We start from the raw sequence: 26,849 nt of genomic DNA on the forward strand, positions 1-26,849 counted from the left end.
CAGCCTTTGTGACCCAGCCTTCGCAACACAGCGTTGGTCACTGACGGCGACACCGTGGGCGCCCTCGGGTGGCGGAGAACCGTAGGCTAGGCCATATGGGTGCTGTGAAGAACAAGCGGATGCCGCGTGCCGTGCGTGAACAGCAGATGCTGGACGCCGCGGTGCGGACCTTCGGGCAGCGGGGGTACCGGGCCGCTTCGATGGACGAGATCGCCGATCTGGCGGGCGTGTCCAAGCCGCTTGTGTACCTGTACCTGAACTCCAAGGAAGACCTCTTCAGCGCCTGCATCCGCCGCGAGGCCGCCGCCCTGACGGCCGCCGTACGCGCGGGAGTTCACCCCGGCCTGCCCGCCGACCGCCAACTCTGGGAAGGGCTGCGGGCGTTCTTCACGCACACCGCGCAGAACCCGGACGGCTGGGCGGTGCTGCACCTCCAGGCGCGTACGCACGGCGAGCCGTTCGCCGCCGAGGTCACCGCGATGCGGGAGGAACTCGTCGCGTTCGTCACGCAGTTGATCGCGGTGGCCGCCCGTGAGGCCCACCGGGATCCGTCGCCGGCCGAGCGCGCCGAGCACGAGGTCGCCGGCCTCGCCGAGGCCCTGGTCGGCGCGGCCGAGTCCCTTGCCGCCTGGGCCAACACCACGCCCGGAGTCTCCGCCAAGCAGGCGGCGGCGACGCTGATGAACTTCGCCTGGGCGGGACTCGGGAACCTGATGGACGGGCGGGCCTGGACACCCCCGAAGTCGTAACGAGTCACGCCATCACGCCGGTGGGCGTACCTCGCCCGCGACGTGCACGCGTTCCCCGCCCCCACGCAGTTCGAAGGCGCCCCCCTTCGCCGCGTACGTCACCGTCCCCGGCAGCAGCACCGGTGCCCTGAACTCGGCCTTGATGTGAGCGGCTTCGGGAACGCCGTGCTCCGCGAGGCAGCGGGCCACCGTCCACATGCCGTGCGCGATGGGCCTCCGGAAGCCGAAGAGCCGGGCCGTGAGCGGATGCAGGTGGATCGGGTTCCGGTCTCCGGACGCCGCCCCGTAACGCCGTCCGAGATCCCCGCCCAGCCGCCACTCGGCGATGGCGGGAAGGGGTGTCGGTTTGCGGACCTCGCCCGACGGCGGCCCGGCGTGGGCCTTTTTCCGCGGCGCCTCGGTCTGCCCGGTCTGCTCGGTCCGATGCCGGGCGAGATACGTACTCCTCGACTCCCATACGAGGCTGCCGCCGGCCCGGGCCTCGGTGACGAGGGTCGCCTCGGTCCCGCGCCGGTGGGGCGCCAGTCCCTCGATGTACGCGTGGAGTTCGTACTCCCCGGTGGCCGGGAGCGCGTCCCGCTGCACGATCTCGACGGCCGTGTGCACAAGCCCGAGCAACGGCAACGGAAACGTCCGCGCACTCATCAGCCGCATGGCCAGCGGAAACCCCAGCACATGCGGATACGTCACCGGCAGCGCGTCGGCGCCCACGCCGTACCCGCAGACGCGCTCGTACGCGGCGAGTTTGGCGAGGTCGATGCGAACGCCCGGGAGTACGAGGCGAGTTGGCGGTGTCTTGAGCATGCCGCCGGGCCGGGGTCGCTTGAAGGGGGAGGCGAGGGCGCCGCACGCGAGGAGGGGGGCGAGAGCTGGGGAGGCGGCGAGGGTCCGGGTGTGCATGCGGCGCATGGAGCAGTGGTCGGCCATCGTCCAAGAACTCCCAGCTCGATCGGCGCAGTCGTGGATCTGATCGCGGATGGTCCCGGATCCGATCGCGGGTCTCATCACGGTTCTTACTCCAGAGTAAGATTACTCAAAAGTCAGGAAGCGGTCGAGACGCACCCCAGCGCCTGTGAATGTTGTGGAGGGTGGCGTCGTCGCTGGTGAAGACGGTTCGTCGACGACACCCGCGTACGTCGTAATGCGTATGTTGATGGCCCGACTCCCACTGAACACCGGGTAGATCAGCCCCGTAGGACCCATGGGGACCCCTGGAGGGACCGCCAGGCATGACAACAAGGAGCCGCCCCATGTCCGCCAGGAAGTCCTCCACCCCCGCCCCCGCGCTCGTCGAGCCCGACCTCAAGCGGCTGGACGGTGTCGTACGGGAGGCGGCGGTGCCGCCGCTCGTCGCGCCGGTCACGCATGGATCCCTGGCGGACATCCCGTTCGACAACGCGAGCGCGGCCCCCGCCGATGTCGTGCTCAGCCGCAAGGGGCCGGACGGCGACTGGGTGGACGTGACGGCGAACGCCTTCGCGGACGAAGTGCTGGCGCTGGCCAAGGGGTTGATCGCCGAGGGGCTGATGCCGGGTGACCGGATCGCCATCATGGCGCGTACGACGTACGAGTGGACGCTGCTGGACTTCGCGGCCTGGGCCGCCGGCCTGGTGACCGTGCCGATCTACCCGACCTCGTCCCTCTTCCAGACCCGCTGGATCCTCCAGGACTCGGGGGCCGTCGCGCTCGCCGTCGAGAGCGTCGCGCAGGCCGCCGCGCTGGGCCCGGAGCGGGAGAGGATCCCGGATCTGCGGCATGTGTGGGTCTTCGAGAAGGGGCACGTGGAGCGGCTCGCCGAGTCGGGCCGGAACGTGCCGGACCCGGAAGTCGCCGTGCGCCGTGGGATGTTGGGGCCAGGAACCCTCGCCACGATCATCTACACCTCGGGTACGACCGGCCGCCCCAAGGGCTGCGCACTGTCCCACGGCAACTTCTTCGCCGAGGTCGACAACGCCATCGAACTCCTCTACCCGGCCTTCAGGTCCCTCACCGACGAACCGGCGGCCACCCTCCTCTTCCTCCCCCTCTCCCACGTCTTCGGCCGCATGATCGCGATCGGCTGCCTGCGCGCCCGCGTCCGGCTCGGGCACGCCCCGGGCATCGGTTCCGAGGAACTGCTCACCGACCTGGCCTCGTTCAAGCCGACGTTCCTGGTCGCCATCCCGTACGTCCTGGAGAAGGTGTTCAACACGGGCCGCGCGACCGCCGAGCGCATGGGCCGCGCCTCGTCCTTCGACCGCGCGGCCCGCGTCGCCCGCGCGTACGGCGTGGCGGTCGAGGCCGAGCAGCACGGCACGGGCTCCGGCCCGAGCCGCTCCCTGCGCGCGGCCCGCTCCCTCTACGACCCCCTCGTCTACCGCCGCATCCGGGGCGCCCTGGGCGGCCGCGTCCGCTACGCGATCTGCGGCGGCTCCCCGCTCAGCCGCGAGATGGCGGCGTTCTTCGCCGGCGCGGGCATAGAGATCTTCGAGGGCTATGGCCTCACCGAGTCGACGGCGGCGGCCACGGTCACCCCGCCGCTCAAACCCCGCCTCGGCACGGTGGGCTGGCCGCTGCCCGGCACCCGGGTCCGTATCGCCGCGGACGGGGAGATCCTGCTGAGCGGCAGCCATGTCTTCCGTGGCTACTGGGACCCGTACGCGGGCGGAGTCGTCCCCGCATCCCCCGACGGCTGGTTCGCGACGGGCGACATCGGCGCTCTCGACGACGAGGGCTACCTCACGATCACCGGCCGCAAGAAGGAAATCCTGATCACGGCCGGCGGCAAGAGCGTGGCCCCGGCCCCCCTGGAGGACTGGCTCCGCTCCCACCCCCTGATCGCCCAGGTCATGGTCGTGGGCGACGGCCGCCCCTACGTCAGCGCCCTGATCACCCTCGACCCCGACGGCATCGCCCACTGGCGCCAGATGAACCGCAAACACGCGGTACCTACCGAGCTCCTCGTAGACGACGAGGAGCTGAACACCATCCTCAATCGAGCGATCCACGAGGCCAACAAACTGGTCTCCCGCCCGGAATCGATCCGCCGCTTCACGATCCTGCCGGGCCGCTTCAGCGAGGAGGCGGGCCACCTGACGCCGACGATGAAGTTGCGGCGGGAGGTCATCGCGCGGGACTTCGCGGCGGAGATAGAGGGGCTGTACGAGCGGTAGGCGAGCGAGGGCTGGGCCTTCGGCCTCGTAAGGCCGCCCAACCGCCGCAGGCAAAAGGCAGGAGCCCCGGCACCAAATGGTGACGGGGCTCCTTGGGTACTGCACTCGTTCCGGAGATCAGAGCATCAGAGCGTTCGCTCCAGAAGCCGAAGGATCAGACGGGGGTGACGTTCTCCGCCTGCGGGCCCTTCGGACCCTGGGTGACGTCGAAGGTAACCGCCTGGTTCTCTTCGAGGGAGCGGAAGCCGCTCGCGTTGATCGCGGAGTAGTGGACGAAGACGTCGGGGCCTCCGCCTTCTTGGGCGATGAAGCCAAAGCCCTTTTCGGCGTTGAACCACTTCACGGTTCCGGTAGCCATAAGCCCTCCTTGGGCCCAAAGGGTTGCCCTGCTCCAGAACCAGCGATTGTGTAAACAACTGCATTCGTCTGAAAACGACGAGAGCCCGCGGTTACATGCGCTCCGCAGGCTCTGTACTGCAAGGGAAACCAAACTGCAACTTGCGGCCGAGCCTAGCACGCAGGTAGCCGAAAGCAATAGAGGTCAAGATCACGTCACCCAAAGGTTTGAGCAGTTCGCCCGAGGGGTTGACGTGAGGGTGGCGACCGGGTGTCAAAGGGATTGACACAAGAGGCGCCGCCGGTTTCGGAATGGCTCCCACCACTCCGGGACCCGAAGCCTGCACGCTACCCCAAAGGGTCTAGCCTCGCGATGTGGACAATTCTCGCACCCGGCCGCGCGTCGGCCACATCCAGTTCCTGAACTGCCTGCCCCTGTACTGGGGGCTCGCTCGTACAGGGACGCTTCTCGACTTCGAGCTCACCAAGGACACCCCGGAACAGCTCAGCGAGCAGCTCGTGCGCGGCGATCTCGACATCGGGCCCATCACGCTCGTCGAGTTCCTCAAGCACGCCGACGACCTGGTCGCCTTCCCCGACATCGCGGTCGGCTGCGACGGCCCGGTGATGTCCTGCGTGATCGTCTCCCAGGTCCCGCTGGAGGACCTGGACGGCGCCAGAGTCGCCCTCGGCTCGACCTCGCGCACGTCGGTACGGCTCGCGGAGCTGCTGCTGGCCGAGCGGTTCGGCGTACAGCCCTCGTACTACACGTGCCCGCCCGACCTCGCCCTGATGATGCGGGAGGCCGAGGCCGCCGTACTCATCGGTGACGCGGCGCTGCGCGCCAACCTGCTCGACGGGCCGCAGTTGGGGCTCGCCGTGCACGACCTGGGCGCGCTGTGGAAGGAGTGGACGGGCCTGCCGTTCGTCTTCGCGGTCTGGGCCGCGCGCCGCGAGTACCTGGAGCGCGAGCCGGTGCTCACGCGCAAGGTCCACGAGGCCTTCCTCGCGTCCAGGGACCTGTCGCTGGAGGAGGTTCGCAAGGTCGCCGAGCAGGCGGCACGCTGGGAGGCCTTCGACGAGAGCGTTCTGGAGAACTACTTCACGACACTCGACTTCCGTTTCGGCGAGCCGCAGTTGGAGGCAGTCACGGAGTTCGCCCGCCGGGTCGGCCCGACGACCGGCTTCCCGGCGGATGTGAAGGTGGCTCTGCTGGAGCCGTAAGCAGCGCCTACCCTGCTCCTTGTCCCTACTCTTGCTGGTTGGGAGTAGAGCGCGTCCGGGGGAGGCACACGCCATGCAGCCGCTCGATGTCGGTGAACCCACCACAGTGGGGCCCTACCGGCTGCTCGGCCGGCTCGGCTCGGGCGGGATGGGCCGCGTCTATCTGGGCCGCAGCGCGGGCGGCCGCACCGTCGCGGTCAAGATCGTGCACCCGCACTTCGCACTCGACGAGGAGTTCCGCGCCCGGTTCCGCCGCGAGGTCGACGCGGCGCGCCGGGTGGGCGGCGCGTACACGGCACCGGTCCTCGACGCCGACCCGGACGCCTCGGTCCCGTGGGTGGCGACCGCGTACGCCGCAGGACCCTCTCTCGCCGCGGCGGTCGCGGACGCCGGTCCACTGCCAGAACATTCCGTACGGGTCCTGGGTGCGGGCCTGGCGGAGGCGCTGTCGGCGGTGCACGGACTGGGCCTCGTACACCGCGACGTCAAACCCTCGAACGTACTCCTGACGCTGGATGGCCCGCTCCTCATCGACTTCGGCATCGCGCGAGCGACGGACGGCACGGCGTCTCTGACGTCCACGGGGGTCTCCGTCGGCTCGCCCGGCTATATGTCGCCCGAGCAGATCCTGGGGAAGGGGGCCACGGGGGCGGCGGACGTCTTCTCGCTGGGGGCGGTACTGGCGTACGCGGCCACGGGTTCGCCCCCGTTCCCCGGGGACTCCTCAGCCGCCCTGCTCTACAAGGTGGTGCACGAGGAACCTGAACTCGGCTCCGAGGAAGGGGCGTTGCGGGGCGAGGTGCGCGACGTGGTCGCGGCCTGTCTGGCCAAGGACCCGAGTGGGCGTCCGTCTCCGGGGTCGCTCGCCGCGCGGCTCGCGCCGGAGGGGGCGGCGCGAGCGGTGGCGGCAGGGTGGCTGCCGGGACCGTTGGTGGAGCAGGTGAGCCGAAGTGCGGTGCAGGTACTGAACCTCGAGGCGACGGGGGTGAGTTCGGGGTCGGAGCCTTCGGGGTTGGTGGGGTTCAGTAGTCCTTCGGTGGGGGCGGACGCCGTTTTGCCGGTTGGGGAGGAGGGGGCGGCCAACGGGTCTGCTCCGACTGGTCCTGCTGGTCCCGCTGGGGTGTTCGGGCCGCCGGATCCTTCGTACGGCGTGGGGGATGGCGCTGGGCGAGCGGCTCAGGTGGCGGACGTACCGACGTACGTCCCGGAACCGCGCGAGGGCGACAGCCCAGGATCGGCATCGGGGGGATCGGGATCGAGCCCTGGCCCCGGGAAGCTGACCGTCTCCGTGGCCGCGACGTCCGTGCCGGGGGCGGGCGGCCGTGGGCGCAAGCTGAGTTGCACGGTGGCGCTGGCGGTCGCGGGAGCGCTGGCGGCGGTGACGTTCGGCTCGGTGCTCGTCTTCGACCTGCTGCCGGGCGGAGCTTCGGACGACAGGGACGCGGCCGGCGACTCGGCCCCGAGGCCGAGCGCGTCCGCGCCCACCGACGCACCGGCCACCGAGGCACCAGCGACGGGGGCGGCCATTCCCGAGCGCTACCTTGGCACCTGGGAGGGCGACGGCGTATCCCTCAACGGCACCCTTCCCATGGGCAAGTTCCGCGTCACGGTCCGCCAGGCCGGCGTGGGCGAACAGTTCGGCACGTTCCGCCAGACCGACCTGATCGGCGGCCACTGCGACACCGTACTCATCCTCAAGAAGGCCACCCCCCGGCAGATCACCGCCACCAGCGTCGCCAAGAAGTCCAAGGACGCCGTCTGCGTGATGGGCCGCCACGAGGTCCGCCTGATTCCGGTGGACGACGACCTGCGGTACGAGACGGACAACTCGGAGGCGGGGGATCCGGTGGCTCGGATGAACAAGGTCAAGTAGGTCGAGAGGACGAGCGGTACAGGTAGCGCGCGGCGAGCACGGTCGCGACATCCCGGGCAACGAAGCGGCGAACCACTTCACTGGGCCCACCTTGTCCTCCGGCCACTTCAGCCGCGTCAGCTCTCCCTTGCCGTCCCCGGCCACTCCCGCCAGTCACATCGATAACTACTGTGTCTGCAAACGAGTGAACGAAAACACCGCGCGGACGAGGAAACGGGGAAGGCCCGACCATGGAGACACTGCAGCCGGAGGATCCGCGGGAGTTGGGCAGCTATCGGCTGCTGCGGAGGCTCGGCGTGGGAGGCATGGGCCGCGTCTACCTCGCCCGTTCGCCGGGCGGCCGCACGGTCGCGGTGAAGGTCGTACGACCGGAGTTGGCCGCCGACGTCGACTTCCGGCGCCGCTTCCAGCACGAGGTGGAGATAGCCCGCGCGGTCTCCGGCCGCTATACGGCACCGGTCGTGGACGCGGCCCCCGACGCGTCGCTGCCGTGGCTCGCGACCTCGTACGTCCTCGGCCCCGACCTCACCGACGTGGTGGAGGCCCACGGCGCTCTCCCCGAGCACACGGTCCGTGCCCTGGGCGCAGGCCTGGCCGCCGCGCTCCAGGAGATCCACGCGGCAGGCCTGATCCACCGCGACCTCAAGCCCTCCAACGTCCTCCTGGCGGCGGACGGTCCCCGCGTCATCGACTTCGGCATCGCCCGAGCGGTGGACGGAAACCGCATGACACAGACGGGAGTTGTGGTCGGCTCGCCCGGCTACATGCCACCCGAGCAGGCGTTGGGGCAGGACGTCGGGACCGCCGGAGACGTCTTCTCGCTCGGCGCCGTACTCGCCTTCGCGGCAACGGGCCGCAACGTCTTCGGCGAGGGCGCCGCCTCACACGCCGCGATGCTCTACCAGATCGTCCATGGCGAGCCGGACCTGACGGGCGTACCGCAGTCGTTGGTCGGGTTGTTCCGGGCCTGCCTGCTGAAGGATCCGGGGCAGCGGCCGGCTCCGGGCGAGATCGTGCGGGCCCTGGCGCCGCAGGGCGTCGACGGGCTGTTCCGGGACTGGCTGCCGTCGGCGGTGGCTTCGACGATCGCCACACATGCGGCGGGGATCCTGGACCTGGAGACGCCGTCGGACGGGGTGGCGCCGGTGGCTGCCACCCCTGCGGCTTCGACCGCAGGGGCCTACGGGTATCCGTCAACTCCGGGCGCGTATCCGTCATCTTCGGGCGCTGGCATGCCAGTTGTCGCACCCCCTGCCCACCCCACGCCTCCGCCGAGCTTCGGCCCGCCCCCGACCGTCCTCAACGGGGGCACGCCACCGCCGGCTCCCATTCCGGCCGGACCCGCGCCCCCGTCCCGACGCCGTTTCATCGGAATCGCGGCCGGTGGCGGCGTCGCGGGGGTGGCCGCCGCAGGCGCGGCCACGGCCTGGTTGCTGACCCGCGACGACGGCGCCGCAACCGGGGCGTCGGCGGCGAACGGCAAGGGAGGAGCGGCCGAGCCCGCGGCGGAGAACTTCACGACACCCCCGGCGGGCACGGCCCCGCAGCCGCTGTGGCACAAGTCGGTGGCGGAGGACAGCATCAGTACCAACCTTCCGCTGCTGACCCACGACGGCCTGCTGTTGATCAGCGGGGACCCTTTGGTGGCGTACGACGTGAAAACGGGCAAGAAGCGCTGGTCTCGCCCTGGCGTCGTCCGGCCAAATGCCCAGCTGCTGTTTGCCGACGGCAAACTGTTCCTGGCCGACGGCGACTACGACGGCGCACTGGTGGCACTGGACGTGAGGACGGGCAAGGAGGCCTGGCGCAGTCGCCTCGGCAAGAATCTGGAACTCGACGCCACGATCGCCATCGACGAGAAGAACGTCTACGTCACGGTGACAGACTTCAGCGACTCGAAGAGCGCCACCGACTACCGCATGGGCGTTGCTGCCATCAGCCACACCACGCGTAAGACGGTGTGGGTCCAGATGCGCGACTGGGGAACCAACAATTGGGACGTCGAGGGCACCGCCTCCGGAAAGTACTTCGTCTACGCCGACTCCAAGTACAACCTCACCGTCCGCGACACCGCAACGGGTGGCCAGCTATGGACCAAGAAGCTCGGCGACGACTGGAGTTGGACACCCACTGTCGCCTCAGGCCTCGTCTTCCTCCCGGGCGACAACCTGACAGCGCTCGATGCGGAAACCGGCAAGAGGCGCTGGACGCTGTCTCCCAACGGCCGTCGTGGCTTCAACGACCCCACGGTCATCGACGGCGTGCTGTACGTCAGCGACTACGACGACGGCGTATGGGCAGTCGACGTCAAGACGGGCAGGAAGATCTGGCTCTGCGAGGACCCCGGTGCAAGGAGAGCCCCCACCACGTTCCTGCGCGCCGGCGCAACCCTCTACGGAGCCTCGTACAAGGACGAGGGCGGCATCTTCGCGCTCGTTGCGAAGACCGGCAAGTCCCGCTGGGTCTACAACGACAACAAGGACCCGGTGGAACCGTTTCAAGTCGCTATATCCGGCGACCGGCTGCTGGTGACGCACGGCTACGAGATCTACGCGCTGCCTGCCGTCTGATGCGCCGGCACTCAATCAAGACGACTGGCCACAGGACTCGAGACTGCGGCTAGTCTCCGTGAACCGAGGCAATGAACGTAGCCGCACAGGCTGACGGGGAGGAAAGCGACCATGCAGGTGCTGGTGACTGTCGTGCACGAGGGCGGTGAGCCGCAGGACGTAATGGTCACCATGGACGACGCGGCTACCGCCGGCGACGTCGCGGAAGCTCTCGCGGCAGCCCTCGGTACATCGAGGCCACCCGCGAGCGGCGCGCTGCCGAACGTCGTGGCGTTGCCCGGTACGTCACTGGCCTCGCTGCCCGGCCACGGCGGACCGGCGGCGCCCACTTTGTGGGCCGACGGCCTCCCTTGCGACCCGCTGTCACCGGCGGCGCCTGTGCTGCGCGACGGTATGCGCGTCTCCGTCGATGACACGATCGGACCGCTGCTGCGCAGAGGGGAGCCCGTCGGGCAGTACGAACTGAGAGCTGCGGCCGGCCCCGCGTCCGGTCGCGTGGTGCGACTGGGCGCCGGAGTGGCCACCATAGGTTCGGCGCCCACCTGCTCGTTGTCCCTGCCGGACTCCTCGCTGTCGCCGGTGGCGCTCCGTCTGACGATCGACGTCCAGGGCGGGGCTGTACTCGTCCCGCAGCCCGGCGTCGACGTGCTCCTCGATGACGAGACGGTGGACGGCGAGACCGCGTGGCCGCTCGGCGGAGTGGTCCGGGCCGGCGATTCCATACTCGTTCTCGACCAAGTGACCGAGCCGGACGCGCACTTGTCCGCGATGACCGAGGGCGGCCTCGCGTACAACCGACCTCCCCGGCTCTCCCCCTTCCGGCCCCGACGGCGGCTCGTCGTGCCGCAGCCGCCCACGAAGGGGGAGCGGGCCCGCTTCCAGTTCATCATGGCCTTCACGCCGATGATCTTCGGCCTGGTCATGTACTTCGTCACCCAGCAGATCTACATGCTGCTCTTCTGCCTGATGAGCCCCCTGATGATGGCGGGCCAGTGGCTGAGCGAGAACCGTGAGGGCAAACAGAAACACAAGACCTCGCTGAAGCAGTACAAGAAGGATCTCGCAGCCCACAAGGCCGAACTCGAGCTTGTGGCCAAGGAGGAGCAGCGCGACCGGCGTGCCGACCACCCCGACCCGGCGGAGATCCTGCTCTTCGCAACGGGACCGCGCCGCCGCCTCTGGGAGCGCAGACTCACGGACCCGGACGCGATGCAGTTGAGAATCGGTGTCGGCGGACTGCCTTCCGACGTCGAGCTCGTGCTGGGGCGTGGCGGCACCCACTACGACGAGGACCGCCCCGAACCACCGATCCTCCCTGACGTCCCGGTCACCCTTCCGTTCGCGGAACTGGGGGTCGTCGGTGTGGCGGGCGACCGCGCCCGTGCGCTCGCGACCGCGCGATGGCTCGGAGTGCAGGCGGCGGCTCTGCACAGCCCCAGGGACCTCTCTCTCGTCTCGCTCTCCTCGACGGCGGCCGCCGGTGCCGAGTGGAGCTGGGCCCACTGGCTGCCCCACACGGCGCCCGGCCAGGGCCAGGACTGCGTCGCCCTCGTGGCCTCGGACTCGGAAGCCATCGCTCGCCGTGTCAATGAGCTACTGAATGAGCTGAGCCGGCGCAAGGCGGCCCGCGAGCAGCAGAACATGATGGGGCAGCTCTACCCGGACGCCAACGTGCTGGTGATTCTCGACGGGGCGCGGCTGCTGCGTCGGATGCCCGGTGTCCCGCAGATCCTCACCGAGGGACCGCAGTACGGGATCTACGCACTCTGCATCGACGAGGACGAGCGGCTGCTTCCCGAGGAGTGCAAGGCCGTCGTGTGCTGGACACCCGACGCGCCGCATCACGTCCGGGTACGCGGCCACGGCCTTGAGTCGGTGGGTGACGTACTGGCTGATCAAGTCCCGTTCGAGTGGTGCGAGTTGCTCGCTCGTTCCCTCGCTCCGGTGCGGGACGTCAGCCGTGACGACGCCGACAGCGCTCTGCCCACCTCAGCCCGGTTGCTCTCGCTGCTCGGCATGCCCGACCCGACGGGTGGGGACGTGGAGCGGATCTGGCAGGCGGGCGGTTCGACGACGGCCGCTCCCATCGGTATCGCGGCGGACGGACCGTTCGTCCTGGACATCCGGCGCGATGGCCCGCATGCGCTCGTCGCCGGTACGACTGGCGCCGGTAAGTCCGAGCTCCTGCAGACGATCATCGCCTCGCTCGCTCTCGCCAACCGGCCGGACGCCCTGAACTATGTCCTGATCGACTACAAGGGCGGCAGTGCCTTCATGGACTGCGCCCGGCTCCCGCACACAGTCGGCATGGTCAGCGACCTCGACGCCCACCTGACGGAGCGGGCTCTGGCCTCGCTCGCTGCTGAGCTCCACCGTCGCGAGACGATTCTCTTCAACACCGGCACCAAGGACATCGAGGACTACAACGACACCCGCAAGCTTCGTCCCGAGCTGGAGCCGATGCCCCGACTCGTGCTCGTCATCGACGAGTTCGCGTCGCTGGTCGCCGAACTGCCGGACTTCATCGCGGGACTTGTCGACATCGCCCGGCGTGGCCGGTCGCTAGGTGTGCATCTGATCCTGGCGACGCAGCGCCCGGCGGGCGTGGTAAGCGCGGACATTCGCGCCAACACGAACCTGCGTATCGCACTGCGCGTGACGGACGCCTCGGAATCCATGGATGTCATCGAGGCGCCGGACTCGGGGGCTATCGCCAAGTCCACACCAGGACGCGCCTACGTGCGTTCCGGCGCGCAGTCGCTCGTCGGCGTGCAGTCGGCGCGTATCGGTGGCCGCAGGCCTGCCACAGGCCAGAGCGGGCCCAAAGCGACGCTGGTCCCGCTGCCCTGGAGCGCGTACAGCCGTCCGCTGCCGAAGCGGACGGAGGCCGAGGACGACGGCACCATGGTCACCGACCTCGCCGTCCTCGTGGACGCGGTCCGCGACGGGGCCGAGAAGATGGGCTTCGGTGAACAGCGAAGCCCCTGGCTGCCGCCGCTGACCGAACTGGTCACGCTGGACGAACATGCCTCGTACAACAGCGATCCGGCGACAGGCGACGATGTCGCACCGGTTCCCTTCGGCCTGATCGACCTTCCGGCGCGGCAGAGCCGCAAGCCTTTGGCTCTGGACCTCGTCCACGGAGAGCACACCCTGCTGCTCGGCGGCGCCAGGTCCGGTCGTTCCACCGCCCTGCGCACGCTGGCCGGATCGCTCGCCCGCAGTACATCTCCACATGACGTACACGTCTACGGAATCGACTGCGGCTCCAACGCGCTGCTGCCCTTGGTGAGACTGCCGCACGTGGGGGCCGTGGTGAGCCGTGACGAGCCCGACCGGGTACGCCGCCTGATCGATCGCCTGCTCGGCGAGATCACAAGGCGACAGCAACTGCTGGCCATGGAGGGTGCGTCGAGCGCCGCGGAGCAGCGCGCGAGTGCGGCTCCCGACGAACGTCTTCCGTGGATGGTGCTGCTGCTGGACGGCTGGGAGGGCTTCGCGTCGACCTTCGAGAACTACAACTACGGGCAATTGCTCGAGTTGGCTCAGCGGATCTTCCGAGAGGGAGCCGCGGTTGGCCTCAAGGTCGTGATGACCGCAGACCGCACCGGTCTCAGCGGCCAGGTCTCGTCTGCCTTCGCGGATCGGCTCGTATTGCGCTTCGCGGACCCGAACGACTACTCCACCGCGGGGCTACAGGTGCGAGAAGTGCCCAAGAACATGCCACCGGGGCGCGCCCTGCGGATTACCGATGTGGGCGTGGACGAGACACAGATCGGACTGCTCGCCGAGGACCCCGCGGGCCAGGCACAGGTGCGTGCGTTGCGGGATATCGCCGAAGAGGCGGCGGCACGCTTCGGGCGTCTGCCGGCCGACCGTCGGCCGATGCGTGTAGACGCACTGCCCACGCGTATCACGGCGACCGAGGCGCTGGCTCTCGATCCCGACTTCACGCCGCCGTCCCCGCTGTGGGCGTTGATCGGCGTGGGAGGCGACGAGCTGCACCCGATCGGGATCGACTTGGAAGAGAACGGTCCTGGATTCCTCATCGCGGGACCGCCCAAGTCAGGCCGTTCCACTGTTCTTGTGGCTGCGACGGAGTCGCTGCTGCAGGCCGGCACCTCCGTCGTGCTCGTCACTCCGCGCAGGTCCCCGCTGCGGGATTTGGAAGGCCGTGCAGGCGTCCTGGGGCTGCTCAACGCGGACAGCAGGGAGGCAGACTTGGAGGAGCTGGTGGAGAACCTCGACTCGTACGTTGTCGTCGTTGATGACGCCGAACTGCTCTATGACACCAGCCTCGACGAGACGTTGGAGTCCGTGATCCGCAAGGGGGCGGACGGCGGAATCGGACTGATCGCCGCCGGCGCGACGGACAGTCTGTCCGGTCAGTACCGAGGGTTCTCCGTCGAGGCGCGCAAGTCGCGCAACGGCGTGCTGCTGTCTCCTCAAAGTCCGTCGGAGGGAGAGCTCTTCGGCATCAGGCTCCCCTCGAACAGCGGTGGCGGTCCGGCGGGCAGCGGCTTGATGGTGTCCGGTGGAGCGTTCATGCCGATTCAGGCGGTCATGAACAACTGAGGTTCGCCCAGGCTTCAAGGGTACGGATCGACCCCTGAAGCCCCGGCACGCGAACGGCAGCGGGGCACACACCCCTTCGAGATGACTCGTGAGGTGGGTGCCCCGCTGATGTGCGCCGGTCGCCCCTGGATCAGGTGGCGCGCTCGATATTGTCGGCGCTGGTGTTCGTCGACTTGCTGGCCTCGTTCAGCGTGTCGACCCACTTGTCGAAGGTCGGCTTCACGTCGGCCCAGTCGTTACGGAACCGTTCGGCCTTCGGGCCCTTCCAGTAGGTCGAGCTGTCGGCCGTGGCCTTCTGCAGGGCACCGATGAGGACCCGCAGGTCGTCAGCCTTCTTTCCGTAGAGCTTGGACAGTTCCCGGAGCCGTGTGAGATCCGCACCGCGATCCATGGCGATCCTCCCCGTGTAACAGAGGCAAACAGACTGTCTGTTTGCATCAGGGGACGCTACCGCAACGACAGTAGTTCCCGTAAAGGGGGATCAGCCACGAGACGAGGAGGGCCCTTCCGCGCAGACATGCTGGGGCCGCGAGGAGTCGAGCTCGGGTGCGGGGGCGGCAGTTGGAAGCCGATCAGCCGGATGTCCTGCTCCAGAGGTCCAGTTGAGCTCGGCATGGGATGTTATGTGCAGCCTTGCGCGCAGGTGCCCAGGTGAACAGTGACGGCCACTGTGGCTAGGCTGGGGTTTCCGGCAGCAACTGGGGAGGTCGATGTGGCAAATCCGGACATACAGGAACTGAATCGACGTGCCGCGCAATTGCGATCGTTGGCGGACCACATTGAAACACTCGTCAATCAGCCCAAGAATCACACCACGACCGCCATGAAGACATGGGCGGGCCCCAATGCCGACGCAGTGCGGGGCAAGCTGAAGAGCTGGCAGACGACCTGCGGCACGGTTGCCAAGGCCCTGCGGGATGAGGCGCAGCAGTGCAGCCAGGGCGCCAAGGATTTGCAGGACAACAAGAAGTGAGCGGGACACCGCTGATTCACGGGGAGAAGACGAGACCAGTGCCTTCGTACGACAGTTCCCGAGCACGTTTTCGGTTGGCCGACCGCCATATCGCGGTCTTCGCGCACCTTCTGGATGGTGAAACGCCGCCCGAGGAACTCTGGGACTCCCTGGTAGAACTGCAGCGAATCGGCCTGGTCGGCGAAGAGGGCGAACTGGCCCCGCTGTTGCGCGATCTGCTCGGGGCCCTGGCCGACCCCATGGTCATGATCCAGGTGGAGGTCACGGGCGAGCACGGTCCCGTCAACCACGGTGTGGTCGTCGGCCAGGAAGCGGTCATCTCTCACGACGGCTGGCCCGGCGAGGAAGAGTCCGAGTACGTCTCCATCGAGCCGAACACGCTGGTGTGGGAGCTCGCCCGCAAGGTCAATCTGCACCGCGACGAGAAGCCCGAAGAGGATGCCCCGGACGTCCGCATAGAGACGACGATGGGCGCGCTGGACGCCGCCTTCGTCGCACTCGGCGAAGCGAGCGCTGACGAGTCCCGAGACCTGGCCCGCAAGGCGGTCGGGGAGGCGGACAGCACCCTCAAGGACCCGGAGCTCGGTCAGTTCCTGGACCTTGTCGCCGCCCTCAACGCCACGTGGCGGATCACGGTGGCGTGGGACGGCAAGCACGAGGGCGAGCGCACCGCGATGATCCGTGCGCTCGCCGTCTGGGACTGCGGCCCTCTCGGTCACTGGATCCGCGAACAGCCTGAGGAGCCCATCATGCCGGGGCAGGTGGGGCCCGACAGCGTGCTGGCGGTGGTCAGGTCGAACTCGGCGGAGGTCTGGAAGAAGATCACGGATTTGCTGCCGGACAGGGAAGAACTGATCGACGAAGACTGAGCGTCGTCATCACGGCGGGGCCGCACACCATGGGGTGCGGCCCCGAACGATATCCGTGGCTCGCCGACCGCCCTGCGCCGGACTACTTGCCACGATGAGGGCGCGGTTCAGAACCAGTTCATGGGATTCGCCTTTGATTCGGCGACGCTCTTGCCCAGGTCCTTGGCTTTGTCGCCGACCCAGTCGGCTGCTTCCCCCGCACCCTTCTTGATGTCGTCCCAGTGCTCGACGACCTTGGCACCGCCATAGATGAGGCCGGTGCCCACGGCGAGGCCGATCGTGACGGGGTTGGGGGCCACCATCGCTGCGGTCAAGGAGGCGTTGAAGCCGACCTCGGCCACGTCGGCGACGTACCCGGCACCGTTCTTCTTGAAGGCGTCTACGGGGTTGCCCTGCGAGATGACGTTGGCGGCGCTGAAGCCGGTGGAGGCGATGCCGCCGACGATGCCCGCCCCACGCAGGAAACCCGCGGTCTTGGCTGCTGTGCCAAGACCGGTACGCAGAGCGCCGGCGCCCCGTGCCGCATTCGGCAGGGAGTTGGCAAACCTCTGGGCGTTTGAGGCCTTGGTGAAAACCTTGAGGAGGCTGGCGTTGCCGGCGCGGGCTACCGGCTGCCCGGCATGTGTGAAGCCGCCGTACGTCTTGGCGAGTTTGTCTGAGCCGACCAAGAAGTCGATGGCCCCGTTGGCGCCGAGACTGCGCATGAGCGGTGTGGAACGGAGTGCGTTGTACGCGTTACCGAGCAAGTCCCCTCTGATACCGCTCGTCAGCGGAACTCGGGAGATGTTCTGGTAGACGGAATTGCGTGACAGGAGATTGCCGAGCTGTCCCGGTAGCCAGCTGCCCGGGGCGCTGAGCGAGCGGAGCTTCGGCGTCCACTTGATGAGGCCGTTTCCGGCTGAGCGAATGAGTCCGTTGTTGGAGCCACGCAGCGCGACGCCGAGGCGGGTCTTCCAGGTCCGGAGTGCACCTTGCTTCAGGGAGTTGCCGAGCAGCACCTTGGTCATCGACGCGCCCTGAATCGTGACGACCGCGGAGGCGGCGGTGACGGCGCCCCAGTCGCCGTAGAGCCCGATCATGGTCGCGATGGTCTCTTCGTGCGGCTCGAGACCGGGAATCCGGGATATCGCATGCGCCCCGAGGCGCTCGATCCAGTCGGACAAGGACTCGTCGGGCTGCCGCTTGAACTCGTCGGCGTTCGGATCGTCGCTGGCCGCGACGGAGTTGGCCAACAGGAGCGCATCGGGGCCCAGTTTCTCGCCCTTGTACTTCTTGATGTCCTCGGGGCTGAACCCGGCCCAGCGCAGACCGGCTTCGGGGTCACCGTTCTCCAGCCGGGCGAAGATGGCCCGCTTGCGCAGGTCTGGAGAGGTGTCGGTCACCCAGGAACGCAAAGGCTTGAGCGAGGTCAGCTTGCTCGTGACGCCGAGCTGCGATGCTCTCGTGAACGCTTCGTCCAGCTTGTCCTGGACTCCACCCCGGCCGTCCAAGAGCTTCGCGAGCTGGTCAAGGTCGTCCGGATTGGCATTCCTCATGCCCATGCTTCATCCCCCTAAAGCACTTCACCGCTGGCCTGTTGAGGCTGGTTGGGAGTAGGCGCACCATGATACGGGTGTGCCTTGAGAGCACGGCCGTCAGCTATCACGCAGAAGTGCATACGCGAACGCAAGACGGCGGTCGAGCCATGAGGCGCGGATGAGGAACCTGCGGTGGCCCTCGGACGTCATCACCAGCTCGCCGTCGGCCCGCCACTCAAGGACGCGTGACTTCGAGGGCTGGTCACCGCCTTCGGCGCCCATGTCGGCCACAGCTTGAATGGCACCGAGCAGAAATTTGCCGGCGCCGCGCTGGACCATCTCCTTGGGGCCGCCCTTGGCCCACTCCTCGCTGCTCACGATTTCCGAGTGGCCAGGCTGATCGATGCGCCAAGTTGGCTTCAGGGCGTGTTTGAGAGGAGAAATGCGGCGGATTGTGCCGATAGTTTGCCCTTTTCCATCTCGGACGTAGCGACGGCGCTCGCCTTTGATCTCCTCCGGCTCGTCGAGGGAACAGAGCAGCGTCCGGCCCTCGGCGTCCTCGTACAGTCGAAGACCAGGGGCCGATGACGAGGTGGTCGGCGTCTCTGGAGGGAAGAAGGCACAGGGAGCGAAAACGCGTTGCATCCCTCCGCCGTGCGGGACCCTGAAGGCTCGGAGCCCGAGTACGGGATTCTTGCGCTGACCGGTGGCAGGCCGCTCCTCGTTGCCGATGGCGAATTCCCACACGTCGGTCCAGGGGATGGACGGCACGGGAGGTTCGTCGACGTGCCTGTTCTTGCCGAACACCAGTCCTGTCTCCACGGTCGATGTATGTAGGGGTTACTTGACCTTAGCGGCATCTGGCCGCGGGCGGATGGTGGGTACCAAGAACAGCCGAAGGCTGTGGCAGCGAGTGGTGCGACGCAAGTTCTCATCCTCATCGGCCGCCCACGAGTGCGAATGCGAAGGCCAGCCGACGGTCGAGCCAATCTGCTCAGATGGTGACCTTCGCGCCGCCCTCCGACACCACCGCCACCTTGTCGTCTGCCCTCCACTCAACTGAGCGGGACTTGGAGTGCTGGTCGCCTCATCCGGCGTCGGGTCGGCGATCCCCGCGACCTTCTTGGCGTCGCGGCTCGCCCCACTCGTTGCGGCCCACGACTTCAGGATGGCCAGGTTGGTCGATACGCCAGGTGCGCTTACACAGGGCGCTTGGGCGAAAAGCGCCGGATCGCCCCGATGACCTGCCCTTGGCTTCGTACCGACGTGATGCGGTTCACCGTCGACCTCCTGGGGCGGGTCGACGTAGCACAGGACGCACGGGCCTCGACGTCGTCCTGGTGACCGATGGGGTGGCTGGTCGGCTGGCCAATGTTCGCTGCTGGGCTATGAATTGTCGAGGTGTACACCTTACTGAGTGCCGAGCAGCTCGCTATTTCACTTGGAAGGAGCTGTTCCCCGTACTGAACGCTGTGAGGGATTTATCTCCCTTGCTGCGCGCCAAGAACTGTAGCTGCCCGCCCCAGTCCCCCTTCGGGAAATTGCTGGTTGCTTCAATCCGGAAATGGATAATCCGGCTTTTTCCTGGAGGTAGCGAAACGTTGCTGTTGAGTATTGCGCCAACTTCCATCAGATTCACGTCCTCGGGTTCCGAATCGGGCGCGTCGGCGGTAATGTCCAGGTCTTTCCAGCTATCTTGCGTTTTCCATTGGACGTGGAGGTGAGAAGTTGACTCGTCGGATTCGCAGTCCTCGTCCAGGGGCGCGTCTCCGGCTTCTTTGCACAAGTGCGCCAGAACTTGAATCTTGGGATAGTCCACTGTGGAACGGTTGTTGACGGAGAAGCTGTACTCGGACCAGCCGCCTTCCCGTCGCACGTAATCGTCGCCTGACTCTGCCGAGACCTGAAGGTTGGCCAGCGGTGCAGTTCCGTGCTCGTTGGCGAGAATCCTTCTTCCGCTCCGCAATTTTGCGGTTATGCCGATTGATTGTCCACTGGTCGTGGGGCGGGCTTCAGGCGTCAAACGGAGCATCAGCGCGCTGGCTCCTCTGGCCAACGGCACCTGGTAGGAGCCTCCCAAGGCCGTGGCACCCTCTGCGTATTTGGAGGAAAGGTGGAGGTTCTTCCACGAGCGAGATTTTGGTTCCTGGTATTCGACAGAGATCCCATCTCCGCCCTTGGGCGCGTTCTTTAGGTTAAAAGAGAGGTCGACATCGACCGTCTCTCGATAGGGCCCCTCGTTGTCGACTTCGAGGAGTATGCGGCCCGGTTTTCCTTTGACGTAATCGTCGAGGTGTTGAACTGTCAGCGACACGGGACTCAGTGGGGTTTCGGTCTCGGCAGGCGGCTTCTCGCTGGTGCAAGCCGCGAGGGCCGCGACCGACATTACCGCGACTATCACTTGCGGACGACGCATCTTGCTCCCATCTGCCCTAATGGCATGAATTCCACAAAGGTCGGTCGATTAGCTCGGATTCACTTGTTGCGACGTACGATACGCAGCCCTACCGCGTCCTGCTGTTCCACGTCGCTTTCCGTTGCCAGATGGATAGGAACAAAGACGACCATCCAGTAGAAGCCGAAAAGCCAGCGGCCGATGAGTCGGAAGAAACCGGGGTGTCCGCCGTCGGACGGGCGGACGACTCGTAGTCCGGTGAGCAGCTTTCCGAGGCTGGCCCGGGTCGCCAGCGTGAGTAGGACGTGGTTGACGAAGGAGAGCCCGATGGTCACGCCGAGCGCTGCGCCCCACACCGCGGGGGACTGCGGCCGGAGTTCGACCACTCCGTCGACCACCGTCACGCCGGCCGCGGCTCCGGCCGTAAGGCCGCACACCAGGGCGACAAGCGCGTCGACGGACGCGGCGGTGACCCGGCGCGCTTGCGAGGGGGGTTCAGCGCGGGCTGGTGCGGGAGCCGACTGTTGCTTGGACATGGTGTTGGTATGTACCCGTCGTGAATGAGATACGCGCTGTTTGGGCACCCCGGCAGGCTGTCGAGGAAGGCGGAAGGCAGACGGGTGTGCCCGAGTCTTGAGCTTCCGGTGATCCCGGAACGGCTCGTTTATGGCGCGGTGAAGGACACAGGATTCCTTACTCAGCCCGGGAGTTTGGACGGAAGGTCGCACTTTGCTTCTTCGTGGGCGTAGCGACCCAAGGCCGTGGCCAGATCGATGAGCGTCTTGCGCGCTTCGTTGTCCGAGCCCTCGAGGCCTTGCGGGGCCTGGGCGAAGACGGTCATGTTGTACCGTGCCTTGCTTGTCTTCTCACTGCGGTAGCAAGGGACGTAGACGGCAGCCAGATCCGCTGTCGAGACGCCCTTGATGCCGGCATTGAAGTAGGTGCGTTTGCCCCCTGAAGTCGGTGGCAGTGTGCGGTCGGCCCATGTACGCCATGACCTTGCGGGGCCCACCTTGGCGTTCAGGTTGAGAAGGTTATCGCCGTCACCCGTTCCGGTGCAGTGGCTGATGTAGTGCCAGTCCGGGATTGGTGTGGCCCTCATGACGAAGTTGTAACTGGCAGCCCGTGGCAATGCGGAGTTGAAGATGTCGGCGGCTGCTTGCCGGTCGGGGAGGTTACTGCACACGTCGTCAGCTTTGATGTCCCCACGCTTCTCGAAGACTCCGAGGAGGTAAGCGACGAGCAGGCCCATAGCAGCCACCACGGCCACCACGCCGTAGACGAAGGGCTTCCGGAGAGCTCTGCGGGCGCTTGGTTCCGTCACGATCGATCACCTAATCGCTTTCGAACTGGTTGAAATGCTACTGGGCAGCTTTGCTGTCATCGACTAGGGAGTTGGCGTCCCTGAATCCCCTGCCCGCCTCGTCGCCAGACCTGGATACGGCCGCCTCGTCGCCGGTGGCAGCCTGGACGGACTCCTGGGTGGTCACGAGGGTTGAGTGTTCGATCCGATCCATGCGCTGTACGTTCTGGTAGACCTGCTCCTTCTGTTCCTCCCCGTCGTCGCCGAAGCCGTCAAGGATGCCGTTGAAGACTTCGCCTGCGGCTGTTCCGGCCAGGCCGCCTGCCACGATGCCACCGGGACCGGTGAACGATGCCGTCGCGACGGCTGTCGCGCTACCGACCAAAGAGCCTCCCCACGTGCTCGCATGGTCCTTCCAGGCGCCGTCTCGTGCGGCTGCGTCAGCGTCGTCCTTGTCGGCTTGGAAATGCTGGCCTGAACCGATGACGCCCTGGAAGAGGCCGGTTTCGTAGGCGATTTTGTCGATGGTGGCATCGGTGCTCTGCGGGTAGGCGTCAGGATGCTTCGCCTGCGCCTCCATCAACGCGGCAGCGTATACGTGCTGGGAGACGTTTAGCCTGTCGTACCCTTCCTTGTTGCGGGACACCGCATGCAGGAACCGCGCGGCATCGTACTTGTCGATATTGCCTGTAACCCCTGGGGTCGGGTAAAGCTTGTCGCCGTACAAGACGTCTGGATCCAGGCCGCGGTGAAGATCCGGCATGTACTCGGCCGATATGTTCGCGAAGCTGTCCGACATGTACTCGTGACTACGCAAGCGGTCCTGGTCCTTGGACACCGACTTCACTAGAGCGCTGAACAGGCCGAACTGTTCCTTAGAGTGCTTGATGTCCTCCGCCGTGGCCGGTTCGCCAGGCCGGTGGCCGGTAGTTGCTGCTTCGAGCGCATGGGCCATTGAGTTGCGGCCAGTTACGCTCGTCTTTCCTTCTGCGCTGTCGTCCGGCCACTTGCGGTCCTCGAAGAGGTATTTGAAGTTAGATTCCGCTTTGCCGTCACCGCCCTTTTGCTGGGCAGTGAAGAACTTGGTTGCCGCGTCCGGGCTGTTGGAGAGTGCCTTCATGTAACCGGTGAGAGGGTCGTTGCCCTCGTCGTTGCCTAGATGGTTGACCGTGCTTGTGGTTCCCCAGCCGGAGCCATAGGGCTGTTTGGCGCCCTCCATTACGCGCTTGTCTTCCTTGATGAGCGCTGTTCCGTATTTCTCAAGGAATTTGTCATCGTAGTCGCCGTAGCGCATGAGGTTGCTCATGACGACGAAGCCTGGAGGGCCACCGGAGTCGCCACCCGGGGCAGGACCCGGGTCTCTGATCGGATCGTCGCCGATCGCAACCATGTCCTTCTTCCACTTCATCATCGCCGGCGAATCAGAGTTGGTTGCCGCCGCTACGGTTAGACTCAGGTTCTTCTGCATCTTGTCGAGGTCGTCGGCACGCTTGAAGTCCGAAGTCTGGCCATATCCGGGAGATTTGCCGAGGTTGCTCATCTCCTCCCAAAGCTGCAACGTCTTCTTTGCCCCGAGTGCTCCTATGACTTTCTCCGCGAAGGGGTATTCGTCATAGTTCTTGGCGAAAAGTTCGTTCAGCTCATCGAACTCCTCAGGGCTGAGGTCCTCGGGGTCCTTCTTCGCGAGCTTCGCGGCGCGCTTGGCGTCCTTGGACGCCGCTGCGTTGGCAGCTCGAGTGACCTTCGCCTCGTTGACTTGGACCATGCCCTTGAAAACCGGGGTAGGGGTCGTTGTCCATGTTCATGGCCAAGTGGTAGCGCCTCTTCAACATGGGTAGTTCGTCCCTGGCCCAACTCGCCACGTGCAGGACGTCTTTGAACTCCTCGGCCCCCACGCCGTAGTAGGCAAGCTCCATCTTGAAGTAGGAGGCCCGGTCCTGGAGCGTCTCCTGATCCCGTCGCACGGAGTCGATCGTGCCCTTGAGCGCGTCCGGGTCTATCCCCGAAAAGACACTTCCGCCGCTTCCGCCTTCATCGTTGAGCAAGCCGCCGTCTCCGTTCGCTCAGATTCACTGCCGCCTTGAGCCGCTTCTCAGTACATTCGTCTGTTGCGGTTCATCGAACTGGCTTCTTCCGGCGTGACCTTCTCCGGCATACGGTCGATTTCGCGCTGAATGTCCTCAAGTACCTTGTCGATGCGGGCGCGCACTGTCTTGCGGTGGCCGGCTACGTCGTTGTGCCATTTGTCGGCGTTCTTTCCCACCCATGACTTCGCGGAGTCCCGGCCCCCTTTCCCGATGTCCGCAGCCGCCCTCTTCAGGGCGTCGACCAGGTTGGACCGTTCTCTCTCCAGCTCCCGCTTCAGCCTCTGCAGCCGCTCCCGCTCCCGCTCCGGGTTATCCTGTTTTGGCTTGTCGCCGTCTGTTCCCATGCCGCTCCCTAAGCTGCCAGCTCGGTACCAGCGACCGCCCTGCGCCCAGCTTCGCCCAACGCACGAGCATTCGCATGGAGGTGAGGGGTCAAGAGCGGTCGCAGCTGGGATGTTCAGCGGTTGACTGCCTGGATTTCTTGGACAGTGATCTCTTGGTCATTACCGAAGGTGCCGTCGGGTAGGTCCCCTCCCGCCCCGCCGGTCCCAGCCCAGTCGATCTCCCAGGTGATGGTCGCTTGGAGCTTGTACGTTCCGTCGCCGGAGGAGCGGAGATACTTGAGGCCGCAGGGCGGGGTCTGGTCGGACTTGCCCTTGGCGTACGGCTCGCCGATCGAACCGTCGTCGTTGATTTGGCATTCGCCGGAGGCGGGGTATGTCTCGGCATGCGCTGTGCCGGGTTCGAGCTTGAGGGAGACTGGCTTGGCGGTGGTCGTGGCCTGGATGTTCAGACCAGGTGTGTTGAGTGACGCCGTCACCGAAACAGGTTTGAATTCGCCCTTGTCCAGCCAGGCCCATGTACGGAGATTGACCTTGGTGGTGCCTTCGGGCGCCAGCGTCACTTCGGTGCCGGGTACCTTGATCTGCTCGTAGGCGAGACCAGCGAGGATTTCCGGTGTGACGGCCGTCTCTACATCAGGTATTTCGCCGTTCTCGGCCCAGAAAGGCAGCGTCGAATTACAGGCGGTCCGCTCGAGGATGGGAGCATTCGGGTTCTCGACAGCTCCCCACCACATGCCCTCGTCCTGCTTGTCGAGGTTGTAGTTGTTGTAGTCGCCATCCTTGTAGATCTGCCGGAACTCGTATGAGCCCTTCCTGGCGTGTGCGGGCTGGTTGGGATCACCTGAGACCTCTTTGTACCCCTCCTCTGTTTCCTTGGCGAATTGCTTCGCCGACCACAGGGGGGCATGCCAACAAGCAGGCGGCGTCCAGTTGCTACCGCTGACGGTGACAGGTCCGACTGATGCCCCGGAGCCGTTCTGCGAGGTGTCGTACGAGATCGCCGTTGCCTTGGCGTAGAGATCGTCGCCTTTGAGACCGTTGTCGGTGTCCGTTTCCGTGGAACCTTTGTCGATCGGGCCGCCGGCGAACGCGTTCTGTGCAGGTACCAAGAGCAGAGCGGCCACCGTGCCGACGATGGGCAGAGCCCTCCGCTTCACGCCTTGCACTGTGTTGCCTCCTTCTGCACCTCGATGGTCTCGGCGGTCCACAGGCCCTTGGCTTCGTTGGACGTAGTCATGACGATCTCGAAGAAGTAGTAGTCCTTGTTGCTCGGTTTGGTCTTGAGTACCTTCTTGGACTTGATCTCCTTGCCATAAAACTTCGAGTCGTCATCGCAAAAGGACACTGATGCGCGGTTGCCGTCGCTCGCGAGATCGACCTTGGCGCCGGAGTAGCGCTGCGTCCCCGTGACGGTCCATCCACCATCGATGTACTGCTGAATCTGTTTCTTCGCGTACGCCTGGGCGTTGCCTCGGGGGTCCGAGTAGAACTTGTACGCCGCGTCTTCCGCGTCCTGTTGCAGGATTCCGTAGTTGATGGCTCGTACGAAGTTCTCGGCGTCGTTCAGCGCGGCGGCCTCCTTGGATTCGGATGGCTCAGTGCGGTCGAACACCATTTTGAAGTCCGAAGGGAACGTCATCTTCGGGCGGTCGAGCGCGTCTGCCTCGGCTGAGGCGCTTGGTGATGCCGACTTCCCTGCATCACCGGTGTCGGCCCCCGCGATCTTGTCGTTGTCCTTCGAGCTGTCGTCGCCGCTTCCACAGGCCGTCAGTAGCAGGGCTGCGGTTGCGGCGAGCGCGGCAGCAACGGGCAAAGGGCGGCGCTTCACTGTGGACTCCCCGTGAGACATAGGTTCAGTCAAGAGCAACGACGGTATCGGTGGGGCGATCGGTTTCGCCACAGCGAACTTCCCTGCATGGCTGGGCAGATGGGAAGAAATCATGGCAAGTCAAGGGCGCTTGTGGCCCGATTGTGTCTGGACACGCGATGGCCCCGAGCGCGGAATGTGCGTTCGGGGCCGGGTGCTGGGTGTCATTTGCCGGGATCCAGGCGTTGCTTGCGCGACGAGGTTCCGTTGTGCGTGAGGCGGCCGTTCAGATCTGGAACTCCTCGAAGGTGAACTCGGGTTGGGCCCGGAGTTCGGGTTTCAGCAGGTCGCCCGGGTCGCGTTGTGTTCTCCCGTTCGGCAGCGTGGGCATTCGCATGGAGGGTTGGCGCCCTGGGCGTTGAGCTTGTAGACGCGCAGGGTGAGGCGGGAGCGTCGGCGAGGGGTTTCCGGGAGTTCCAGTGGGTCGGTCATGGGCGGGTAGTGGTCGGCGCACTCAGTGCATGCGTAGACGTTGAAGCCGGGGCCTGTTGCTGCGTGTACCTCGTGGACGAGTACCGGCGTGTTTGTGGTGCGGTGGCAGCGGGCGCATCTCTGAAGGGCGGCATCCCGAGCCGGTTCCTCAGCCGGCCCCGTGGCCTTGGGTGCCGCCTCCGTTGATCATTGGTGTGGCCTTCGCTGTCTCGGGCGTCCGCGATTTGAGTCACGGTGACGCCCGTGGGTGGTTCGGGGTGGGGTTCGGCGTGCTGTTCGGGGTGCTCGGTCTTCTGGGGCTCGTAGGGGTGGTGCTGATGGGCCGACTCTCCAGGAGCGGTGCCGTTGGCGCCTCCGCCGCGTTCGCGCAGACGACCGAGCCGCCGAGGCCGCGTCGCGACTGGGGACCCATCGGCTGAAGCGGAAGCGGTCGCCCGACGTCGGGGACGTACGGCGGCGGTTGAGGCCGCAGATGTGCGTCGGACTAGGGCCTGTGTGATGTCGTGATCAATCGGCTGTTCGCAGGATGTCTTCGAGCCAGATCATCGAGGCGCGGAGTTCGAGGCCTGCGAGGTAGCTCTCG

General features: G+C 66.3%; 21 protein-coding genes. 9 read left to right on the forward strand and 12 right to left on the reverse strand.

Annotated features, from left to right (window positions below):
* Positions 1-95 precede the first annotated feature (95 nt).
* Positions 96-749, forward strand: a complete 654-nt coding sequence (locus ABD357_RS20935) for a TetR/AcrR family transcriptional regulator (RefSeq protein WP_344391961.1) — start codon at positions 96-98, stop codon at positions 747-749.
* A 12-nt stretch (positions 750-761) separates the two neighbouring features.
* On the opposite strand, the gene ABD357_RS20940 is transcribed toward ABD357_RS20935, so the two are convergent.
* Positions 762-1,676, reverse strand: a complete 915-nt coding sequence (locus tag ABD357_RS20940) for a MaoC family dehydratase (RefSeq protein ID WP_344391964.1) — start codon at positions 1,674-1,676, stop codon at positions 762-764.
* Positions 1,677-1,999: 323 nt separating this feature from the next.
* Here ABD357_RS20940 and ABD357_RS20945 point away from each other — a divergent pair, with 323 nt between their 5' ends.
* Positions 2,000-3,901 (forward strand): AMP-dependent synthetase/ligase, encoded by a 1,902-nt coding sequence (locus tag ABD357_RS20945; protein WP_425584949.1) that lies wholly within the window; start codon positions 2,000-2,002, stop codon positions 3,899-3,901.
* 154 nt (positions 3,902-4,055) lie between these two features.
* Here ABD357_RS20945 and ABD357_RS20950 read toward each other — a convergent pair whose 3' ends face one another.
* Positions 4,056-4,259, reverse strand: a complete 204-nt coding sequence (locus tag ABD357_RS20950) for a cold-shock protein (protein ID WP_033319512.1) — start codon at positions 4,257-4,259, stop codon at positions 4,056-4,058.
* A gap of 353 nt (positions 4,260-4,612) precedes the next feature.
* Here ABD357_RS20950 and ABD357_RS20955 point away from each other — a divergent pair, with 353 nt between their 5' ends.
* The 4 genes from ABD357_RS20955 to ABD357_RS20970 all read left to right on the forward strand — a co-directional run bounded on the left by ABD357_RS20955 (position 4,613) and on the right by ABD357_RS20970 (position 14,479).
* Positions 4,613-5,461: a menaquinone biosynthetic enzyme MqnA/MqnD family protein gene (locus ABD357_RS20955; protein WP_344391968.1), complete on the forward strand. Its 849-nt coding sequence runs from the start codon at positions 4,613-4,615 to the stop codon at positions 5,459-5,461.
* 73 nt (positions 5,462-5,534) lie between these two features.
* Positions 5,535-7,334 (forward strand): serine/threonine-protein kinase, encoded by a 1,800-nt coding sequence (locus tag ABD357_RS20960; RefSeq protein ID WP_344391970.1) that lies wholly within the window; start codon positions 5,535-5,537, stop codon positions 7,332-7,334.
* Positions 7,335-7,564: 230 nt separating this feature from the next.
* Positions 7,565-9,904 (forward strand): serine/threonine-protein kinase, encoded by a 2,340-nt coding sequence (locus ABD357_RS20965; protein WP_344391971.1) that lies wholly within the window; start codon positions 7,565-7,567, stop codon positions 9,902-9,904.
* A 111-nt stretch (positions 9,905-10,015) separates the two neighbouring features.
* Entirely contained in the window at positions 10,016-14,479 is a 4,464-nt protein-coding gene (locus ABD357_RS20970) for an FtsK/SpoIIIE domain-containing protein (RefSeq protein WP_344391972.1), read from the forward strand.
* 130 nt (positions 14,480-14,609) lie between these two features.
* Here the strand turns inward: ABD357_RS20970 and ABD357_RS20975 are convergent, their stop codons facing one another.
* Entirely contained in the window at positions 14,610-14,870 is a 261-nt protein-coding gene (locus ABD357_RS20975) for a WXG100 family type VII secretion target (RefSeq protein ID WP_344391973.1), read from the reverse strand.
* Positions 14,871-15,191: 321 nt separating this feature from the next.
* Here ABD357_RS20975 and ABD357_RS20980 point away from each other — a divergent pair, with 321 nt between their 5' ends.
* Entirely contained in the window at positions 15,192-15,452 is a 261-nt protein-coding gene (locus ABD357_RS20980) for a WXG100 family type VII secretion target (RefSeq protein WP_344391975.1), read from the forward strand.
* Between the two features lie 38 nt (positions 15,453-15,490).
* Entirely contained in the window at positions 15,491-16,321 is an 831-nt protein-coding gene (locus tag ABD357_RS20985) for a hypothetical protein (RefSeq protein WP_344391977.1), read from the forward strand.
* 107 nt (positions 16,322-16,428) lie between these two features.
* On the opposite strand, the gene ABD357_RS20990 is transcribed toward ABD357_RS20985, so the two are convergent.
* The 9 genes from ABD357_RS20990 to ABD357_RS21030 form a co-directional block, all read right to left on the reverse strand.
* Positions 16,429-17,856 (reverse strand): PE-PGRS family protein, encoded by a 1,428-nt coding sequence (locus tag ABD357_RS20990; protein WP_344391978.1) that lies wholly within the window; start codon positions 17,854-17,856, stop codon positions 16,429-16,431.
* 99 nt (positions 17,857-17,955) lie between these two features.
* Positions 17,956-18,660, reverse strand: coding sequence for a hypothetical protein (locus ABD357_RS20995; RefSeq protein ID WP_344391980.1), 705 nt, complete (start codon positions 18,658-18,660; stop codon positions 17,956-17,958).
* 610 nt (positions 18,661-19,270) lie between these two features.
* Positions 19,271-20,224 carry a hypothetical protein gene (locus ABD357_RS21000; protein WP_344391981.1) on the reverse strand — a complete coding sequence of 318 codons (954 nt, stop codon included), beginning with the start codon at positions 20,222-20,224 and terminating at the stop codon, positions 19,271-19,273.
* An 89-nt stretch (positions 20,225-20,313) separates the two neighbouring features.
* Positions 20,314-20,769, reverse strand: coding sequence for an RDD family protein (locus tag ABD357_RS21005; protein WP_344391983.1), 456 nt, complete (start codon positions 20,767-20,769; stop codon positions 20,314-20,316).
* A gap of 161 nt (positions 20,770-20,930) precedes the next feature.
* Positions 20,931-21,557: a hypothetical protein gene (locus ABD357_RS21010; protein WP_344391985.1), complete on the reverse strand. Its 627-nt coding sequence runs from the start codon at positions 21,555-21,557 to the stop codon at positions 20,931-20,933.
* 37 nt (positions 21,558-21,594) lie between these two features.
* Entirely contained in the window at positions 21,595-23,301 is a 1,707-nt protein-coding gene (locus ABD357_RS21015; RefSeq protein ID WP_344391986.1) for a DUF6571 family protein, read from the reverse strand.
* Between the two features lie 327 nt (positions 23,302-23,628).
* Positions 23,629-23,967 (reverse strand): hypothetical protein, encoded by a 339-nt coding sequence (locus tag ABD357_RS21020; protein ID WP_344391987.1) that lies wholly within the window; start codon positions 23,965-23,967, stop codon positions 23,629-23,631.
* A gap of 113 nt (positions 23,968-24,080) precedes the next feature.
* Positions 24,081-25,133: a hypothetical protein gene (locus ABD357_RS21025; protein ID WP_344391989.1), complete on the reverse strand. Its 1,053-nt coding sequence runs from the start codon at positions 25,131-25,133 to the stop codon at positions 24,081-24,083.
* Positions 25,121-25,795 carry a hypothetical protein gene (locus ABD357_RS21030; protein WP_344391991.1) on the reverse strand — a complete coding sequence of 225 codons (675 nt, stop codon included), beginning with the start codon at positions 25,793-25,795 and terminating at the stop codon, positions 25,121-25,123. The genes ABD357_RS21025 and ABD357_RS21030 overlap by 13 nt, the downstream gene beginning before the upstream one ends.
* 665 nt (positions 25,796-26,460) lie before the next feature.
* On the opposite strand from ABD357_RS21030, the gene ABD357_RS21035 reads away from it, so the two are divergent.
* On the forward strand, positions 26,461-26,685 hold the full coding sequence (locus ABD357_RS21035) for a hypothetical protein (protein ID WP_344391993.1): 225 nt from the start codon (positions 26,461-26,463) through the stop codon (positions 26,683-26,685).
* The last annotated feature ends 164 nt before the right edge of the window (positions 26,686-26,849 follow it).

The sequence above is a fragment of the Streptomyces vastus genome (assembly GCF_039532825.1).
Taxonomy (GTDB): domain Bacteria; phylum Actinomycetota; class Actinomycetes; order Streptomycetales; family Streptomycetaceae; genus Streptomyces; species Streptomyces vastus.

Bases quoted from the DNA above. Each gene is read 5' to 3' on its own strand.
- ABD357_RS20945 (WP_425584949.1), top strand. From the start codon at position 2,000: ATGTCCGCCAGGAAGTCCTCCACCCCCGCCCCCGCGCTCGTCGAGCCC.
- ABD357_RS20950 (WP_033319512.1), bottom strand. From the start codon at position 4,259: ATGGCTACCGGAACCGTGAAGTGGTTCAACGCCGAAAAGGGCTTTGGC.
- ABD357_RS20965 (WP_344391971.1), top strand. From the start codon at position 7,565: ATGGAGACACTGCAGCCGGAGGATCCGCGGGAGTTGGGCAGCTATCGG.
- ABD357_RS20990 (WP_344391978.1), bottom strand. From the start codon at position 17,856: ATGAGGAATGCCAATCCGGACGACCTTGACCAGCTCGCGAAGCTCTTG.
- ABD357_RS21020 (WP_344391987.1), bottom strand. From the start codon at position 23,967: ATGGGAACAGACGGCGACAAGCCAAAACAGGATAACCCGGAGCGGGAG.
- ABD357_RS20935 (WP_344391961.1), top strand. From the start codon at position 96: ATGGGTGCTGTGAAGAACAAGCGGATGCCGCGTGCCGTGCGTGAACAG.
- ABD357_RS21005 (WP_344391983.1), bottom strand. From the start codon at position 20,769: ATGTCCAAGCAACAGTCGGCTCCCGCACCAGCCCGCGCTGAACCCCCC.
- ABD357_RS20960 (WP_344391970.1), top strand. From the start codon at position 5,535: ATGCAGCCGCTCGATGTCGGTGAACCCACCACAGTGGGGCCCTACCGG.
- ABD357_RS21015 (WP_344391986.1), bottom strand. From the start codon at position 23,301: ATGGTCCAAGTCAACGAGGCGAAGGTCACTCGAGCTGCCAACGCAGCG.
- ABD357_RS20940 (WP_344391964.1), bottom strand. From the start codon at position 1,676: ATGGCCGACCACTGCTCCATGCGCCGCATGCACACCCGGACCCTCGCC.
- ABD357_RS21000 (WP_344391981.1), bottom strand. From the start codon at position 20,224: ATGTCGGTCGCGGCCCTCGCGGCTTGCACCAGCGAGAAGCCGCCTGCC.
- ABD357_RS20970 (WP_344391972.1), top strand. From the start codon at position 10,016: ATGCAGGTGCTGGTGACTGTCGTGCACGAGGGCGGTGAGCCGCAGGAC.
- ABD357_RS20975 (WP_344391973.1), bottom strand. From the start codon at position 14,870: ATGGATCGCGGTGCGGATCTCACACGGCTCCGGGAACTGTCCAAGCTC.